Below are 16,345 nucleotides of genomic sequence, written 5' to 3'. Positions count from 1 at the left end.
TTAGGAAACCCTTGACTTTTTTTGAAGAAGGATTTAAGGGCATTTGACAAATATCTTAATGCGTATTGAGGGGCGCATTTAGACACTTCATAGTACCAAGGATGGGTAGATTTAATGGCTGCTACTAGCCATTTATGTAAATCTATGGCTGTGGGAAATTTAATTTTGTCTTCAGGATTAAGTTTGTTATGTAATAATACCTATTGACATAATGCTAAACCTTGATTCCAAGCGTGTCTAGCTACTCCTGCGTGTTGTGCCAGTAGTAGTCTTTGTTGCTTGCTTACCTTCAGTTCTGTCTTGAATCCTAGTAGCATAATTCTATTTTACAGCCAAAGAAGCACACATAACAAGAGCCTATGACTTTAACTGGGAGCATAAGTAAGCAATTGTTAGTAATTGTTAGCTTTTGGCTTACTGTTAATTAACCCCCCGAAAAAACAAATCACAGGTAAGATGACACCAACTCAGCAAACCATTACACTAAACAATGGTGTAAATACCTCTTACCGGAGTTGAAAATGACATTAGCCAGCACTCCAAAACAAAAACCCTTAACAGACACAGAATTACACAAAATTAACGCATATTGGCGTGCAGCCAACTATCTTTCAGTCGGACAAATATACCTCCTCGACAACCCCCTACTGAAAGAACCCCTGAAACAAGACCACGTTAAACCCCGTTTATTAGGACACTGGGGAACTACACCCGGACTGAACTTTATTTACGTCCACCTCAACCGCATCATTAAAAAATACGACCTCAACACCATCTACATCGCAGGACCCGGACATGGTGGACCAGGACTTGTAGCTAACACCTACTTGGAAGGAACATATAGCGAATATTACCCCAACATCTCCCAAGATGCAGAGGGAATGCAAAAACTGTTCAAACAGTTCTCCTTCCCTGGTGGTATTCCTAGTCACGTTGCCCCGGAAACCCCCGGTTCTATTCACGAAGGGGGAGAACTAGGTTATGCTTTAGTACACGCCTTTGGTGCTGCTTTTGACAACCCAGACCTGTTAGTTGCGGCGGTTGTGGGTGATGGGGAAGCCGAAACGGGACCTTTAGCTACAAGCTGGCATTCTAACAAATTCCTCAACCCCGTTACTGATGGTGCAGTTTTACCGATTTTACATTTGAACGGTTATAAAATTGCTAATCCCACCGTATTAGCACGGATGCCCCATGATGAACTAGAAAGCCTATTTATCGGCTATGGCTATAAACCTTACTTTGTGGAAGGTGCTGATCCGGCGGATGTCCATCAACAAATGGCAGCAACTTTAGATACCATAGTTACCGAAATTCAAGGTATCCAAAGAGAAGCGCGGGTACATGGTTTCAAAAAACGCCCGCAATGGCCAATGATAATTTTAAGAACTCCCAAAGGTTGGACTGGACCCAAGGAAGTAGACGGGAAGAAAACAGAAGACTATTGGCGATCGCACCAAGTCCCCTTTAGTGATATAGCTGGTAAACCAGAACACTTGAAACTTTTAGAAGACTGGATGAAGAGTTACAAACCCGAAGAACTCTTTGATGAAACCGGTCAACTCATTCCCGAACTTGCAGAACTCGCACCCACAGGCCAGCGACGCATGGGAGACAACCCCCACGCAAACGGTGGTATCTTGCTGCGGGATCTAAAAATGCCAGACTTTTGCAACTATGCAGTAGCAGTCCCCAAACCCGGTACTGTTAACGCTGAAGCTACAAAAGTTACTGGAAAATTCCTGCGGGATGTGATGAAAGAAAACCTGGAGAGTAAGAACTTCCGAGTTTTTGGACCAGATGAAACCGCATCCAACCGCATCGACCCTGTACTAGAAGTCACTAACCGCACCTGGGTAGCAGAAACCATACCCGAAGATGATCATTTATCAGCAAATGGTCGGGTGATGGAAATGCTGAGTGAAACCAACTGTCAAGGATGGTTAGAAGGATATTTGCTAACAGGAAGACATGGTTTCTTCTCCTGTTATGAAGCATTTATTCATATCATTGACTCGATGTTTAACCAACACGCCAAATGGTTAAAAACAACTCGTCATATTTCTTGGAGAAGACCGATCGCATCTTTAAATTATCTTCTCACTTCCCACGTTTGGCGACAAGATCATAACGGTTTCTCTCACCAAGATCCTGGTTTTTTAGATCATGTAATTAACAAAAAAGCCGACGTTATTCGTGTTTATCTTCCACCCGATGCTAACACTTTATTATCAGTAACCGACCATTGTTTAAGAAGTCGTAACTATGTAAATGTGATAGTAGCTGGAAAACAACCAGCATTACAATACTTAGACATGGATGCAGCCATTAAACACTGTACCAAAGGTTTAGGAATTTGGGAATGGGCAAGTAATGATCAAGATGGTGAACCCGATGTAGTCATGGCCTGTGCGGGGGATATTCCCACCTTAGAAACCCTAGCGGCGGTGGATATTCTACGGACAAATTTCCCCGAATTAAAAGTGCGGGTAGTGAACGTTGTAGACTTGATGACACTACAACCAAAAAGTGAACATCCCCACGGTTTAAGCAGCAAAGATTTTGATATCATCTTTACCACAGATAAACCAATTATCTTTGCATTTCATGGCTATCCCTGGTTAATTCATCGTCTTACCTATCGTCATACAAACCACAATAATATTCATGTTCGTGGTTACAAAGAAGAAGGTACAACTACCACACCTTTTGATATGGTGGTAATGAATGATTTAGATCGTTTCCATTTAGTAATGGATGTAATTGATCGTGTACCAAAATTGGGTTATAAAGCCGCTTATGTGAAACAAAAATTACAAGATAAATTGATTGAACATAAGCAATACATCGAGAAACACGGTGAAGATATGCCAGAAATTAGAGACTGGAAATGGCCTTATTAAACTATAACAACTAAATAACTCCAGATCCCCGACTTCTTCAAGACATCGGGGATTTTATTTTGATCAAAGTTATGAATTATTTGTTATAATACTATTAAATAACCTTTGAGGTTAATTAATATGACACAGGAATTAATAGACTTGAGAAATAGTATTTTAGCAGGACGTTATCAAGATGCGTTAGCAATTGTAGATGAGTTAGAGGGGATGAGTAAAAAAGCGATATTAAGACAAATCAAATCTTTTATCAAGATATTGTTAATTCATTTGATTAAAAATCAAATAGAAAAACGGTTGACAAATTCTTGGGTTGCTTCTATTCGTAATTCCTTGGTAGAAATTCAAGATATCAATTTAAAAGAAAATCAAAAATCCTATTACATCAATAAAGATGAATGGGATACATGGTTACAGGAAGAAATAGAAGCAGCTATTTCTGATGCAAGTATAGAAGTTGCAAATGGTATGTATACCCCATTTCAACTAGCGGAAATTGTTGATAAACAACAAATTATAAATGAAGCTCATAATTTATTACAATTAACATATAATTATCCCAGTAGTGAATTAACGGGAATTATTAATAATGCTGTGATACAGTTCCCCGGTGGTGAAAATTGGAAATTAGGTAACAGCTAAGAGGTGATAAAAAATGACACAGGAATTAATAGACTTGAGAAATAGCATCTTAGCGGGAAGATATGAAGATGCGTTAGCAATTGTAGATGAGTTAGAGGGGATGAGTAAACAGGCAATTTTAAGGAATATTCAATCATTTTTAAGGGTGTTGTTAATTCATTTGATCAAAAATCAAATCGAACAAAGATTAACAAATTCTTGGGTAGCTTCTATTCGTAATTCCTTGGTAGAAATCAAAAAAATCAATCTTAAAGAAAACAAAAAATCCTATTACATCAATAAAGATGAATGGGATACATGGTTACAGGAAGAAATAGAAGCAGCTATTTCTGATGCAAGTATAGAAGTTGCAAATGGTATGTATACCCCATTTCAACTAGCGGAAATTGTTGATAAACAACAAATTATAAATGAAGCTCATAATTTATTACAATTAACATATAATTATCCCAGTAGTGAATTAACGGGAATTATTAATAATGCTGTGATACAGTTCCCCGGTGGTGAAAATTGGAAATTAGGTAACAGCTAAGAGGTGATAAAAAATGACACAGGAATTAATAGACTTGAGAAATAGCATCTTAGCGGGAAGATATGAAGATGCGTTAGCAATTGTAGATGAGTTAGAGGGGATGAGTAAACAGGCAATTTTAAGGAATATTCAATCATTTTTAAGGGTGTTGTTAATACACTTGATTAAAAATCAAATAGAACAACGGTTAACAAATTCTTGGGTTGTATCTATTCGTAACGCTTTAGTAGAAATCAAAAAAATCAATCTTAAGGAAAACAAAAAATCCTATTACATCAATAAAGACGAATGGGAGAATTATTTAGAAGAAGAAATAGAATTAGCAATAGGTGATGCAAGCGTAGAAGTTTTAAATGGTATCTACACTGAATTTCAACTAGCAGAAATGGTAGATAAATATCAAATAATTTCCATTGCTTTCAAGTTTTTAGAATTAACTTATGTACATTCTGTCAAAGAATTACCAAAAGCTATTACAGAAATTATCATTGAATTACCCGGTGGTGAAAAATGGCAATAAATATGTATTAAATGTATTAAATTATATATAATATCTGCGTTTGTCTGCGTCCATCTGCGTTTAAAAACAGACTCCAAAATCTACCGTGTAGTAATACCCGTACAAAATAATTACCTAAATTATTGACAATAACGATAGGAATAGGTGTCTTTAATAAGGTAGGATGAAACTTAACACAAAGTAAAAATACCTTACTAGAGAATTATCATGACAGTCGCTGCAACTTTTGATTTAGATAGCTTAAATCAGAAATTTGAAACCGCTACCCCTACAGAGATTTTAGCTTGGTCTGTGGAAAACATCCCCACAGGGTTAGTACAAACCAGCGCGTTTAACGTTGATGACATCATCCTCACCCACATTTTATATACTGTACTCAAGCATCCAGTACCCGTTATCTTCCTAGATACTCTGTATCACTTCAAAGAAACTTTAGAATTAGTTGCTAAAGCAAAAGACCTATATAACCTAGATTTAAAAACCTACAAAGCACCTGATGTAGACACCCGTGAAGCTTTTGCGGCTAAGTACGGTGAAGCATTATGGGATACAGATATTATCAAATTCCACGACGTTACTAAAATTGAACCTTTAACACGCGGTTTGAACGAACTAAACACAGTAGCTTGGATTACAGGCCGCCGTCGTGACCAAGCTGTTACCCGTGCGAATATGCCTGTGTTTGAATTAGACAACCAAGGACGTTTAAAAATTAATCCTTTAGCTGCTTGGACTCGTAAACAAAGCTGGGCTTATGTTGCAGAACACAAAGTAATTTATAATCCTTTGCATGATCAAGGATATCCTAGCATTGGTGATGAACCTATTACTACTAAAGTAGGTGAAGGTGAAGATGAACGCGCTGGACGTTGGAGAGGAACTGGTAAAACTGAGTGTGGTATTCACATTTAGTTTTTAGTTATTGGTCATTGGTCATTGGTCATTGGTAAAGTGTTAAAAATGGCTAATTACTAATGACTAATATTTTGTATTTGTCAGAATCAGGACACCCTTCGGAAAGTCAAAAGTCAAAAGTTAGAATTTTTTTGTCAGAATCAGGATGTCCAGGATTTGAGGATTTTCAGGATGTGATTGATAAGTTATTTGTAGGGATTTTTGAGATTTAAGTTTCGCGCAGAGACGCTAAGAAGCAAAGACGCTAAGAAGAGATTGTCAGAATCAGGATGTCTAGGATTATAGGATTTATGGCTAACGCCACGCTTCGCTATCAGGATATGATTGGATGATTTATGATGGGAAGTTGAGTATTTTTCAGGATGTTTTTGAATGATTGGTTTTGAATAATTTAAACTATCTAAAAAATACCATCCTGTTAATCCTTTAATCCTGGTTATCCTGATTCTGACAAAATGCAATTTTCATCACCAACAAACCATCTAAAAATTACCATCCTGTACATCCTTTAATTCTGGATATCCTGATTCTGAGAAAGTGAAACCCAATATCTACACATTGTTGATTACGTAAGATTTATTTACAATAACTCAACCTAAGAATTACTAACAGAATATTCAACTGAACAGGGATTATCCATACGTTTGGAAGCATCTATGATTTCAATTCCTACAATATTTCCAGTGTCGTCATAATCTAAAATGATTCCTGGTTTTTCTTCATCACTTTCTTCAATTGGTACATTGCTGAATATAATTCTTAAAACATCAACTTCTGCGTCGTAGGTAATTTTCATGATTCTCTCCAGTATTTTTCAATTTTGCTAGTTCGATAAACAGTAATTACAACTTTAGGATCAATATCATCTGCAACAATAATACGCAGTAAGAAGATTTTACCGTTACCAAAGTCAACTTTTGATTGATATACTTTCCGTCCTTCTCTTTCTATTATAATTTGTTGGGGATTGTCTAACACAGATTCAACTGAAGAAAGAGAAATCTGTCGTCTTTCCATTTCTATTTGTGCATGACGGGAAATCTTGTATGTCATTTCATTTAATTTTGACTGAATAATTTTCTGTAATTTTTAAATGTTACAATCTACAAGTCTCGACGCGAGAGAAGATATAACTTCACTACCCCCCAATCCTTCCAAATCTCCATGATCTTCCCAAAGTAAAATGTAGGGTAGGTGGCCTTCTGGTGCTTTTATATCAAAAATAATATCTTCGTAATATAACCAGTCTTCTATCCTCCATCCTACCTTATCTCCGAACTTCTCCCAGATTTCAGAGTTATATTCTCTCGTTCCCCCCAAACCTTGATAAATCCTTTTCTGTACAGAAAAACCAAATTTACCATTACTGTATTTTACCCACAATTGATCAATAGTGCGGAGGTCTGCACAGGGAAAATTATCAATATGTTCTACTTCTAAGTAACCTTCCTTCTCCCGTTTTGCAACACCTAACATAATTTGTGCTGTTTCCTCATCTGCTTCTTCCCATTTCCTAGCTTTGAGTAATTTACTTAGTTTTATGTAGTCTATTCCTACATCTGATTCTAATTCTATCTCTTGGTTTGTTAAGGATTTTTGCACAGATGTTTCGTTACAAATTTCTACATTATTATTAGAAAATAAATCCACCCATTCCTTCATGGTTTGCGGACGGTTTATAGGTTCTAATTCTAAACCTTTAACAATCGCTTGATTTAACTTATCACTAATTCTTGAATTTAATTCCTTTGGTTCTATTAAAGCACGATTATTTAACTTTCTGGCTAAAGATGCAATGGGGGTATCTCCAGTCACTAAATAAAACAAAGAAGCAGCTAAAGTATAAACATCTATCGTTGCTGATTTTTCCGTTTCTAACATTTGTTCCCAAGGTGCAAAAGCTAAATTAGCAGCTTGGTTAATACTTTGACTATTCACATTTCCCGCTAAACCAAAATCTATCAAAACTACAGTATTGCTATTTTCTCTTAAAATCATATTTCCAGGATGTGCGTCCCGGTGAATAATGCCGTTTTCATGACAAAGAGATAAAGCGTCAGCAATTTGTTTAATATAATCAATAGCAATTGCTTCTGATAAAATTCCTTTTTCTCTTACTAAATGATATAAATTTTTACCGTTTACAAAATCCATCACCAGACATGGTAAACCATCCTCTTCAAAAAAATCTGTAATTCTGACAATATTGGGATGTTGAAGTTTGGTAATTTCTGCTAATCTTCTTCCTTCCTTGCGGAAACCTTCCACATATTTAGAATAATTAGCATCTCTACACAAACGACTGTTAGGAGTTTTAATAACAACGGGTAAATCCAAATCCTGATGTTTTGCTTTAAAAGTAACACCAAAACCCCCAGAACCTATTTCTTCTTCTATGACATAATAGGGACGTTGTTGTAAAGACTGACCTGGTTGTAACATAGAAAGATGTATGCTTAAATATGCCCGTAATTGTAACATAACCCAAGCATCAAAAATAATCGAACGCAGATAAACGCAGATAAAAATTAAAACCTATGGAAAATCTCTCTTAAACCCTCTTACCTTCGTGTCCTTCGTACCTTCGTGGTTCGTTCAAAAAGTAGTAATCTAACAGTAATAGAATAGAACATCAAAAAAATCGAACGCAGATAAACGCAGATAAACGCAGATAAAAATTAAACCCTCTTACCTTCGTGTCCTTTGCGTTCTTTGCGGTTCGTTTCAAAAAAAATCCCACTCAGCAACATGATCAAAATCCTACACCTTTCAGACATCCACATAGGAAGCGGTTTCTCCCACGGCCGCATCAACCCCACCACAGGCTTAAATACACGATTAGAAGATTTTGTCAATACCCTATCTTTATGTATTGATCGCGCTTTATCAGAACCAGTAGATATGGTGATTTTCGGTGGTGATGCTTTTCCCGATGCCACACCCGCACCCTACGTACAAGAAGCATTTGCTAGTCAGTTCCGCCGCCTTGTAGATGCCAATATACCTACAGTTTTGTTAGTGGGAAATCATGACTTACATTCCCAAGGAGTCGGCGGTGCAAGTCTCAATATTTACCGTACTCTTGGCGTTCCTGGTTTCGTCGTCGGTGATACTTTAACTACCCATCATATCCCAACCCGTAGCGGTAAGGTACAAGTTATTACCCTTCCTTGGTTGACTCGTTCCATGTTGATGACTCGTAAGGAAACAGCGGGTTTATCTATGGCTGAAGTGAATCAACTTTTAACAGAACGGTTAGAAGTGGTTTTAGAAGGGGAAGTAAGAAAGCTTGATCCTGATGTACCTACCGTGCTTTTAGCACATTTGATGGCGGATAATGCTATGTTAGGTGCTGAAAGTTTGTTAGCTGTGGGTAAGGGTTTTACTTTACCTATTTCTTTATTAACACGACCTTGTTTTGATTATGTAGCTTTAGGTCATGTTCACTGCCATCAAAATCTGAATAAATCTAATGATCCACCGGTGATTTATCCTGGGAGTATTGAACGGGTTGATTTTAGTGAGGAGAAGGAAGATAAAGGTTATGTGATGGTAGAGTTGGAAAAAGGTAATGTAGAGTGGGAATTTTGTTCTTTACCTGTGCGGACATTTCGTACTATTGAGGTAGATTTATCTAAAAGTGATGATCCGCAGGAAGTTTTGTTGAAGGCAATATCCAAGTATAATCTTGAAGAAACTGTAGTTAGGTTAATCTATAAATTGCGTTCTGAACAATTAGATTTAATAGAAAATTCCGCAATTCATAAAGCTTTAAATACAGCACATACTTATACAATTCAACCAGAATTAGTTAGTCAATTAGCTAAACCTCGGATTCCTGAATTAAGCGCCAGTAGCAGTATAGATCCGATGGAAGCTTTAAGAACTTATTTAAATAATCGGGATGATTTAAAAGATATTGCTGCATCTATGTTAGAAGCAGCAGAAAATCTCTTAGTGGAAGAAATTTATTGAACACAAACTGGAGCATCCCAAATGTGTAAATTTATTTTAATCTATGGAAATAATATGCACCAAAGCTGAATATGATTGAACCGCAAAGGGCGCAAAGGATACAAAGGTAAGAGGGTTGATCGAGAGTTTTTGGTGTGGCTGTGTTTATTTTTTTCAACATTGGGATGCTCCCACACAAACTGCAATTTATCTGCCAAAATTCAACTAAAAACCTTCCCCTCTATTCAATCTTTCTTCATGTTTGGTAATTACCCACAGTGCATGAATACTACCAGGAAGCCAACCTAACAAGGTTAACAAAATGTTAATTATCAAAGTTATACCTACACCTTCTGTCAGAAATACTCCCACAGGAGGTAAGAATAAACCAAGCAGCAAACGAGTTAATTTCATGGGATAATTCCTCTTTATTGGAGTTACTTAAAATCTGAAAACTACAAAGCTAAAAATCATCAAATTTGCATAGCAAAAGTCAATAATTCAATTTAAATCTTCTGTTGAATCTTGTGGGGTGGGCATCTTGCCCGCCCTTGATATGCAAACTTTCAGCACAGTATTTGATGATTAAATTAAGATTCAGTCGTGATTTGACTATTATTGCCTTGTAACTCCAGATTCTTTTCTGCAAAGTATTTATTGATGAAGGTATTAGCCAAAGATAGAACTACTGGAGCGAGAAGAAAAGCAATAATTCCTTGTACTCTAAACCCAGGAACTAAAATTGATGCTAACCAAAAACAAATTCCATTAACTACTAAAGAAAATCCACCGAAAGTTACATAAGTCAATGGTAAAGATAGGGAGGAAATAATTGGTTTAATTGAACCATTAATTACACCAATTACTAACCCTGCAATTAAAGCTGCGGGAAAATTGGCAATCCTCACACCAGGAAAGATGATATCGACAATTAACAAGCTTAATGCTGTTGCGAGTGCGGTTAAGAATGTCGCCCACATTATTTTTACCTCTGTAACTGCTACTTTTATTTTTAAAGAATTTTGCAGTTTTCACATCTGTTGATGGATAGGATGGAGGTATATCGGAAGGATGATTTTTTGCACGCAGAGGCGCAGAGTCGCAGAGAGAATTAGATTCTTTCTTTGCGTCTACCCTGCGGGATCTCCTGACGGAGATTGCGTCTTTGCGTGAGGGTTAATTCTATTGTTTGACTGCTTTCATGGATAAACCAATGCGTTTTAATTTTTCGTTCACTTCTAACACTCTGACTTTTACTACTTGTCCAACTTTGACTATTTTCTTAGGATCATCTACAAATCTATCTGCAAGTTGGGATATGTGAACTAAACCATCTTGATGTACTCCGATATCAACAAATGCACCGAAGTTAGCAACATTTGTGATAATTCCTTCTAGTTCCATTCCCTCTTTTAAGTCGCTAATTTCTTTTATTCCTTCTTTGAAGGTTGCATACTTAAATTCTGCACGGGGATCTCTTCCAGGTTTTTCTAGTTCGTTGAGAATATCTCTGAGTGTGGGTTCTCCAATATTATCAGTTACGTATTTTTTGAGGTTGGTTTTTTTCAGGTTTTCGGCTATTTGTGTTACCTGTTTTAATGGTACTTGTAAATCTTTAGCGATCGCCTCTACTACAGGATAACTTTCTGGGTGAACTGCGGTGTTATCTAAGGGGTTTTCTCCATCTCTAATTCTTAAAAAACCTGCTGCTTGTTCATAAGCTTTTGGTCCGAGTTTCGCTACTTTTAACAGTTGTTTGCGATTTTTGAATGCGCCATTTTGGTTGCGATAAGCAATTATATTGTTAGCAACTGTGGGGGTAATTCCTGAAACAAAGGTTAGCAATTCTTTGGATGCGGTGTTTAAATCTACTCCCACATAATTCACACAACTTTCTACTGTTTCATCGAGTTTCTTTTTCAAAAGTTTTTGATCAACGTCGTGTTGATATTGTCCTACACCAATTGATTTGGGGTCAATTTTTACTAATTCTGCTAGGGGATCTTGTAATCTTCTCCCGATACTAATTGCACCTCTGACGGTAACATCTAAATCAGGAAATTCTGCAAGTGCAACTTTGCTGGCTGAATATATGGAAGCACCAGATTCATTGACTATGACTTTAATCGGTTTTCTTTCACAAGTTGTTAATACTTCTCCTACAAATTCATCGGTTTCACGGGATGCTGTTCCGTTACCAATGGCGATTAATTCAATGTTGTATTTTTCGATTAATTTCTTTAGTGTTTGTGCTGCTTTTTGTCGTTGTTCTGCTGCTTGATGAGGGAATACAGCTTGATATTCTAAGAATTTACCAGTTTGATCCAAAACTGCAACTTTGCAACCTGTTCTAAAACCTGGATCTACAGCTAAAGTTGGTTTCATTCCCGCAGGTGCAGATAACAATAATTCCCGCAAATTAGCTTCAAAGGTTTTGATTGATTCTATATCAGAATAAGTTTTCTTTTCAGAAATTACTTCACTGATAAGTGAGGTTTTCATCAAGCGGTTAAAGGCATCTTTTAACATTGCTTGATAAAAGTCTCTGATATTTCTGACTTTGGTTTTTATTTCTTGGGATTCTAAATAGGAAAGTACAAAATCTTCATCAAAATCAATGTCAAAATTTAAGATTTTTTCCGCTTCCCCCCGACACAAAGCCAGCATATTATGAGGGGCAATATTTTTGACTTTGATTTGATAATTGCGGTACATTTCAAATTTGGTTGTACCTTCAGGATGTTCATCTTTAATACGGGAAACAAACACCCCTTCAGCTAAGAAATAATCCCGCAGATAGGCGCGTAATTCAGCTTTTTCTGCTACTTCTTCGGCTAAAATATCTGATGCGCCTTTTAATGCTTCTTCTGCATTTTTTACGCCTTTTTCTTCAGAAATATATTTTGCTGCTTCTGTTTCTAAGTCAGCACCTACGCCATTTTTCACATTTAATGATTTAATAAATGCTGCTAAAGGTTCTAGTCCTTTCTCTCTAGCGATAGTTGCACGAGTGCGGCGTTTTGGTTTGTATGGTAAGTATAAATCCTCAAGTTCTGTTTTTTGCAGACAAGATGCGATTTTCTCTTTTAGTTCTTCTGTGAGTTTACCTTGTTCGGTAATCGCATTTAAAATTACTTGCTTTCTTTCTTCTAATTCTGTTAAGTATGTATGTCTATCAGATAAGTCCCGCAATTGCACTTCATTCATTTCTCCAGTGCGTTCTTTGCGATACCGTGCAATAAAGGGAATTGTCGCACCTTCAGCGAAAAGTTCCAGTGCGTTATGCACCTGATGGGGTTTAAGTTCTAGTTCTGTTGCTAGTAATTGCGGAATGTTCAACATTCGATTTTTTAGTTAAAAATGCTACTTCAAAATTTAATATGCTTGCTCAATATGTGAGTACAAGCCAGGAAATTTCAATAATATACCCAATTATATAATTTAAACTGTTTCCTATCCTCAGTTTAAGCTCAGTTTAAAAAAAGTATTGTCAAGAAAACATACGTAAGTGTATAATCAATTCTTATGATAAATATAGGTTGAATCTATAGATTTCAACCATTAGGCTGTTAGTTCAGGACTTGGTAAAATGCCTTTGTTTTTTCTGATTCCATTACTTACTGGGTTAGTTACTGGTTATTTTTGGAACAAACATAATGATGAAGTTGCTTATATTGCAGGTGTGTTGACGGCTGTAACGCTGCTTCTGAGCCTGATTATAGCACCTTGGCAAATTCAGTTAAGTTTGTTAGTTTTTGTACTGTTATTTTCTAACAAGTTGTTGAAGAAATTTTATTAAACGGTTTGTGGTAAAACAGTAGCAATGCGACTCTACACACTCCAAGAGTTTACATGGCGTTGCTACGTGCTTTCATCCATTTGAAATGCGTTGGTTATATTTCGTTCTAAAATCATGATCTAGTTACCAATCACCTATTACCAATCACCAATTACCAATCACCAATTACCAATCACCAATTACCAATCACCAATCACCAATCACCAATCACCAATCACCAATCACCAATCACCAATCACCAATCACCAATCACCTATTATTAATTAATTTCTCCTCTCACTAAAATTACTGTACTATCAACACCAGAAGCAATATTTTCAGGAATATTACCGTGAATTGCTTGTTGTAGTAAACCCTCACGAGAAGCACCTAAAACTACTACATCAAAATCTTCTTTTTTAACTAAATTAATTACTCCTTCCGTAACAGAATCAGCTTCTATAGGTGTTGCAAAAACATTACTATGTAAATTGCGATGTCGGATTAACTGACGAGTATATGATTCTAAAAATTGCATATTAGGTTTTAATTCCGATGGTTTAAATACTTGAGTGAGGCGAATTTCAGGCTCATTTCCTAATGTGACTAAAGCTGGTAATAATTTAATAGCTATAGGTGCATTTGGTCCCCCTGCCATTGGTACTAACCAACGGTTAAAATAGGGATGTTTTAAATAATTACCTAACTTAACGACAACTACATCACAGGTAGCTTGACGAATTATAGTATCAACAACAGTACCAAAAATGCGTCCTGGGGTGGAAGTATTTCCTTTCCAACCCATGAAAGTTAAATCTATATGACGTTCTTTAATTGTTTCTAAAATGGCTTGGGCGACATCATGGGCGACTCTTATTTGTGTATGAATGGGAATATCCCATTTTTTGGCTAAAGCTTCTGCTTTGTTAAGTAAACGACGACTTTTTGCGGTTCTAACTTTTGTTTCTGAGGGGGAACTGTTACGGGATACTAAAATAATTTGTAAACACTCTAATTCATAATGGCGATCGCGGGCAATAGTAGCAGCCATTTGTAAAATAGTTTCTGCTGTATCTGGGTTAGCAAGTGTAACTAATAATCTACCTCTACCAATATTAGGCGATCGCGTCTGATAAACAACATAAGATGGTTCTGGTTGTGGTCCAGTCATGCCATTTTTACAGTTCAGACGATCTGCTTCTGCTCTAATAATATCTGCACGAGTAATAATACCAATCAATTTTTGTTTTTCTACCACTGGTAAACGACTAATTTGATAACGATCCAGTAAATACAGTACATCACTCAGGGTTTGTGTCGGCTTAACTGTGATTGGTTTTGGTGTCATGATTTCCCTTAAAGCTGTATGCTGGAAGGGGTAAATATTTTGTATATCTGATTGAGTAATAATTCCCACTAATTGATTTTTTTCTACTACTGGAAAACCCCGATGATGAGAACGAGAAAAGGCTTGAATTGATTCTTCTATCGACATTTCTGCCTCTAGAGTTTCTACCCGTTGCTGCATTACATCCTGGGCTTTTAATTCTGTTAATACCCCTTCAAGTGGAACATTTTTTTGTAGTTTGATCCCATTCAATAGTAAAAGTTTTTCATAGAGTGAACCAGGTACAACTTGATCTGCTACTAAATAAGAGGTGACAGAAACAATCATTAAAGGTAATACAAGATTGAAATCTGTCGTCATTTCAAAAATAATGACAATAGCTGTAATTGGAACTTTGGAAACGGCGCTAAAAAATCCCCCCATTCCGGCTAAAGCGTAGGTAGTAGGAGAACCAAAACCCCACAGTTGAAACTCACAAACTCCAACGATATGACCTAAACAAGAACCTAAAATTAAACTAGGTGCAAATAATCCCCCTGGAGCGCCAGAACCAAAAGCAATTAATGTTAAAATAAATTGAGTAATAAAAGTGATAATTGCTAACAAAAGATTTGGTTGACTGGCAATCATATACTCCCGCAAACCAGCATTATCACGATAATATTCTGGGAGTAATGCCACAATTAAACCCGAAATCAAGCCAGCTAAAGCCACTCTTAGCGGTAAGCTAATGTGTAATCTCCGATAAGTTTTAATACTGAATATTAAACCGTGATTAAATACAGCACCTAGCAACCCTGCCAACACACCCAACAATAAAAATATAGGAATTTCTTGCAGGGAAAACCGGCTAGAATAGTCCATTAATTCCAGGTTTAGTTGCAAACTTCCACCACCTAATAATCGGGAAATTACACCACCGATAAAACAGGCAATAATGGCAGTTCCTAAAGTTAGTCCTGATACATCTTGGAGTAATTCTTCAATAATAAATAATACCCCAGCAATAGGGGCGTTAAAAGCAGCAGATAAACCTGCTCCCGCACCTGCGGCGATCATTTGCCGGCGATGTTCTGGGGAAGTGGGAAAAGTGCGACTCATTCCGGCCGCTAAACCTGCACCCACTTGGACAGTGGGACCTTGTCTTCCTAATGTGATACCTGAACCCAAGGCAATGATAGCACTGAGTAACTTAATTAATGCCACTCGCCAGGATAACTTAATAGGAACATTGGCAAGACTAGCTTTGACTTGAGGAATACCACTACCCGCTGCTTCTGGTGCTAACCTTTGTACCAACCAACCTGCTAAAAAGCCAAAACTCATCCCAATTAAAGGTAAAGTTAGCCAAGCTGGTAAAAGTTGGGTACTGTGAACTCGCCATGTTCCCAACCAACCTGAACCTTGTTTGAGTAATACTGCTGATAAAGCTGCAATAATTCCTATCGCACAAGCTTCAACATTGGCATAGCCCATTGAAGATATTGTTAAACTTTTTTTGGACTGCCAGAAGTTGCGAAAACGCTGGGTTAGTATGTCCGGGGAAATCATAATTTAAAATTTAAAATTCAATATTCAATATTCAAAATTGAAAAATAACCTCCATAAATCATAATTTTCTATAATGGCTCATTGGTGATTGGTGATTGGTGATTGGTGGTAGAATTTTGGATTTTGGATTTTGGATTGTATTTCACGAACTCCAATCTAAAATCTAAAATCTAAAATCTAAAATTTTTGTCCCCAGTCCCCAGTC

The 16,345-nt window shown here is 36.8% G+C and carries 15 protein-coding genes; 7 read left to right on the top strand and 8 right to left on the bottom strand.

Annotated features, from left to right (window positions below; translation table 11 throughout):
* Nucleotides 1–200 precede the first annotated feature (200 nt).
* The gene (locus IQ237_RS26525) at nt 201–317 is read right to left on the bottom strand and encodes a helix-turn-helix domain-containing protein (RefSeq protein ID WP_228020701.1); all 117 of its coding nucleotides are present in this window, start codon (nt 315–317) and stop codon (nt 201–203) included.
* A 204-nt stretch (nt 318–521) separates the two neighbouring features.
* Here IQ237_RS26525 and IQ237_RS24885 point away from each other — a divergent pair, with 204 nt between their 5' ends.
* From IQ237_RS24885 to cysH, 5 genes are all read left to right on the top strand, one after another.
* On the top strand, nt 522–2,903 hold the full coding sequence (locus IQ237_RS24885) for a phosphoketolase (RefSeq protein WP_194059935.1): 2,382 nt from the start codon (nt 522–524) through the stop codon (nt 2,901–2,903).
* Between the two features lie 120 nt (nt 2,904–3,023).
* Nucleotides 3,024–3,542 (top strand): DUF29 family protein, encoded by a 519-nt coding sequence (locus IQ237_RS24880; protein ID WP_194059934.1) that lies wholly within the window; start codon nt 3,024–3,026, stop codon nt 3,540–3,542.
* A gap of 13 nt (nt 3,543–3,555) precedes the next feature.
* Nucleotides 3,556–4,074, top strand: a complete 519-nt coding sequence (locus IQ237_RS24875) for a DUF29 family protein (RefSeq protein WP_194059933.1) — start codon at nt 3,556–3,558, stop codon at nt 4,072–4,074.
* Nucleotides 4,075–4,087: 13 nt separating this feature from the next.
* A complete protein-coding gene (locus tag IQ237_RS24870) occupies nt 4,088–4,594 on the top strand; it encodes a DUF29 family protein (protein ID WP_194059932.1) in 507 nt (168 codons plus the stop codon).
* A gap of 207 nt (nt 4,595–4,801) precedes the next feature.
* Nucleotides 4,802–5,506 carry a phosphoadenosine phosphosulfate reductase gene (gene cysH / locus IQ237_RS24865; protein WP_194059931.1) on the top strand — a complete coding sequence of 235 codons (705 nt, stop codon included), beginning with the start codon at nt 4,802–4,804 and terminating at the stop codon, nt 5,504–5,506.
* A 598-nt stretch (nt 5,507–6,104) separates the two neighbouring features.
* On the opposite strand, the gene IQ237_RS24860 is transcribed toward cysH, so the two are convergent.
* From IQ237_RS24860 to IQ237_RS24850, 3 genes are read right to left on the bottom strand one after another with little or no spacing between them, the layout of a single operon-like run.
* Entirely contained in the window at nt 6,105–6,305 is a 201-nt protein-coding gene (locus IQ237_RS24860; RefSeq protein ID WP_194059930.1) for a DUF2283 domain-containing protein, read from the bottom strand.
* Complete coding sequence (locus tag IQ237_RS24855; protein ID WP_194059929.1) at nt 6,302–6,562, bottom strand: DUF4258 domain-containing protein; 261 nt, start codon at nt 6,560–6,562, stop codon at nt 6,302–6,304. Before IQ237_RS24855 ends, IQ237_RS24860 begins: the two co-directional genes overlap by 4 nt.
* Before the next feature lie 36 nt (nt 6,563–6,598).
* Nucleotides 6,599–7,990 (bottom strand): serine/threonine-protein kinase, encoded by a 1,392-nt coding sequence (locus tag IQ237_RS24850; protein ID WP_228020700.1) that lies wholly within the window; start codon nt 7,988–7,990, stop codon nt 6,599–6,601.
* A gap of 267 nt (nt 7,991–8,257) precedes the next feature.
* On the opposite strand from IQ237_RS24850, the gene sbcD reads away from it, so the two are divergent.
* Nucleotides 8,258–9,484 (top strand): exonuclease subunit SbcD, encoded by a 1,227-nt coding sequence (gene sbcD, locus IQ237_RS24845; protein WP_194059928.1) that lies wholly within the window; start codon nt 8,258–8,260, stop codon nt 9,482–9,484.
* A 204-nt stretch (nt 9,485–9,688) separates the two neighbouring features.
* Here the strand turns inward: sbcD and IQ237_RS24840 are convergent, their stop codons facing one another.
* The 3 genes from IQ237_RS24840 to IQ237_RS24830 form a co-directional block, all read right to left on the bottom strand.
* Nucleotides 9,689–9,877, bottom strand: a complete 189-nt coding sequence (locus IQ237_RS24840; RefSeq protein WP_096566007.1) for a YqaE/Pmp3 family membrane protein — start codon at nt 9,875–9,877, stop codon at nt 9,689–9,691.
* 176 nt (nt 9,878–10,053) lie between these two features.
* Nucleotides 10,054–10,443: a phage holin family protein gene (locus IQ237_RS24835; RefSeq protein WP_194059927.1), complete on the bottom strand. Its 390-nt coding sequence runs from the start codon at nt 10,441–10,443 to the stop codon at nt 10,054–10,056.
* A gap of 202 nt (nt 10,444–10,645) precedes the next feature.
* Entirely contained in the window at nt 10,646–12,805 is a 2,160-nt protein-coding gene (locus IQ237_RS24830) for a Tex family protein (protein WP_194059926.1), read from the bottom strand.
* A gap of 247 nt (nt 12,806–13,052) precedes the next feature.
* Here IQ237_RS24830 and IQ237_RS24825 point away from each other — a divergent pair, with 247 nt between their 5' ends.
* A complete protein-coding gene (locus IQ237_RS24825; RefSeq protein ID WP_194059925.1) occupies nt 13,053–13,262 on the top strand; it encodes a hypothetical protein in 210 nt (69 codons plus the stop codon).
* A gap of 259 nt (nt 13,263–13,521) precedes the next feature.
* Here IQ237_RS24825 and IQ237_RS24820 read toward each other — a convergent pair whose 3' ends face one another.
* Nucleotides 13,522–16,140, bottom strand: a complete 2,619-nt coding sequence (locus IQ237_RS24820; protein WP_194059924.1) for a chloride channel protein — start codon at nt 16,138–16,140, stop codon at nt 13,522–13,524.
* Nucleotides 16,141–16,345: the final 205 nt, after the last annotated feature.

This window comes from Sphaerospermopsis sp. LEGE 08334, from assembly GCF_015207205.1.
Lineage (GTDB): Bacteria > Cyanobacteriota > Cyanobacteriia > Cyanobacteriales > Nostocaceae > Sphaerospermopsis.
Note: the sequence above shows the minus strand (reverse complement) of the source record. Positions and strands in the feature narration are given on the sequence as shown.

Coding starts and splice junctions, on each gene's coding strand:
- IQ237_RS24835 (WP_194059927.1), bottom strand. CDS start 10,443: ATGTGGGCGACATTCTTAACCGCACTCGCAACAGCATTAAGCTTGTTA.
- IQ237_RS24850 (WP_228020700.1), bottom strand. CDS start 7,990: ATGTTACAATTACGGGCATATTTAAGCATACATCTTTCTATGTTACAA.
- IQ237_RS24885 (WP_194059935.1), top strand. CDS start 522: ATGACATTAGCCAGCACTCCAAAACAAAAACCCTTAACAGACACAGAA.
- IQ237_RS24820 (WP_194059924.1), bottom strand. CDS start 16,140: ATGATTTCCCCGGACATACTAACCCAGCGTTTTCGCAACTTCTGGCAG.
- IQ237_RS24870 (WP_194059932.1), top strand. CDS start 4,088: ATGACACAGGAATTAATAGACTTGAGAAATAGCATCTTAGCGGGAAGA.
- IQ237_RS24880 (WP_194059934.1), top strand. CDS start 3,024: ATGACACAGGAATTAATAGACTTGAGAAATAGTATTTTAGCAGGACGT.
- IQ237_RS24840 (WP_096566007.1), bottom strand. CDS start 9,877: ATGAAATTAACTCGTTTGCTGCTTGGTTTATTCTTACCTCCTGTGGGA.
- IQ237_RS24825 (WP_194059925.1), top strand. CDS start 13,053: ATGCCTTTGTTTTTTCTGATTCCATTACTTACTGGGTTAGTTACTGGT.
- IQ237_RS26525 (WP_228020701.1), bottom strand. CDS start 317: ATGCTACTAGGATTCAAGACAGAACTGAAGGTAAGCAAGCAACAAAGA.
- IQ237_RS24860 (WP_194059930.1), bottom strand. CDS start 6,305: ATGAAAATTACCTACGACGCAGAAGTTGATGTTTTAAGAATTATATTC.
- cysH (WP_194059931.1), top strand. CDS start 4,802: ATGACAGTCGCTGCAACTTTTGATTTAGATAGCTTAAATCAGAAATTT.
- sbcD (WP_194059928.1), top strand. CDS start 8,258: ATGATCAAAATCCTACACCTTTCAGACATCCACATAGGAAGCGGTTTC.
- IQ237_RS24855 (WP_194059929.1), bottom strand. CDS start 6,562: ATGACATACAAGATTTCCCGTCATGCACAAATAGAAATGGAAAGACGA.
- IQ237_RS24875 (WP_194059933.1), top strand. CDS start 3,556: ATGACACAGGAATTAATAGACTTGAGAAATAGCATCTTAGCGGGAAGA.
- IQ237_RS24830 (WP_194059926.1), bottom strand. CDS start 12,805: ATGTTGAACATTCCGCAATTACTAGCAACAGAACTAGAACTTAAACCC.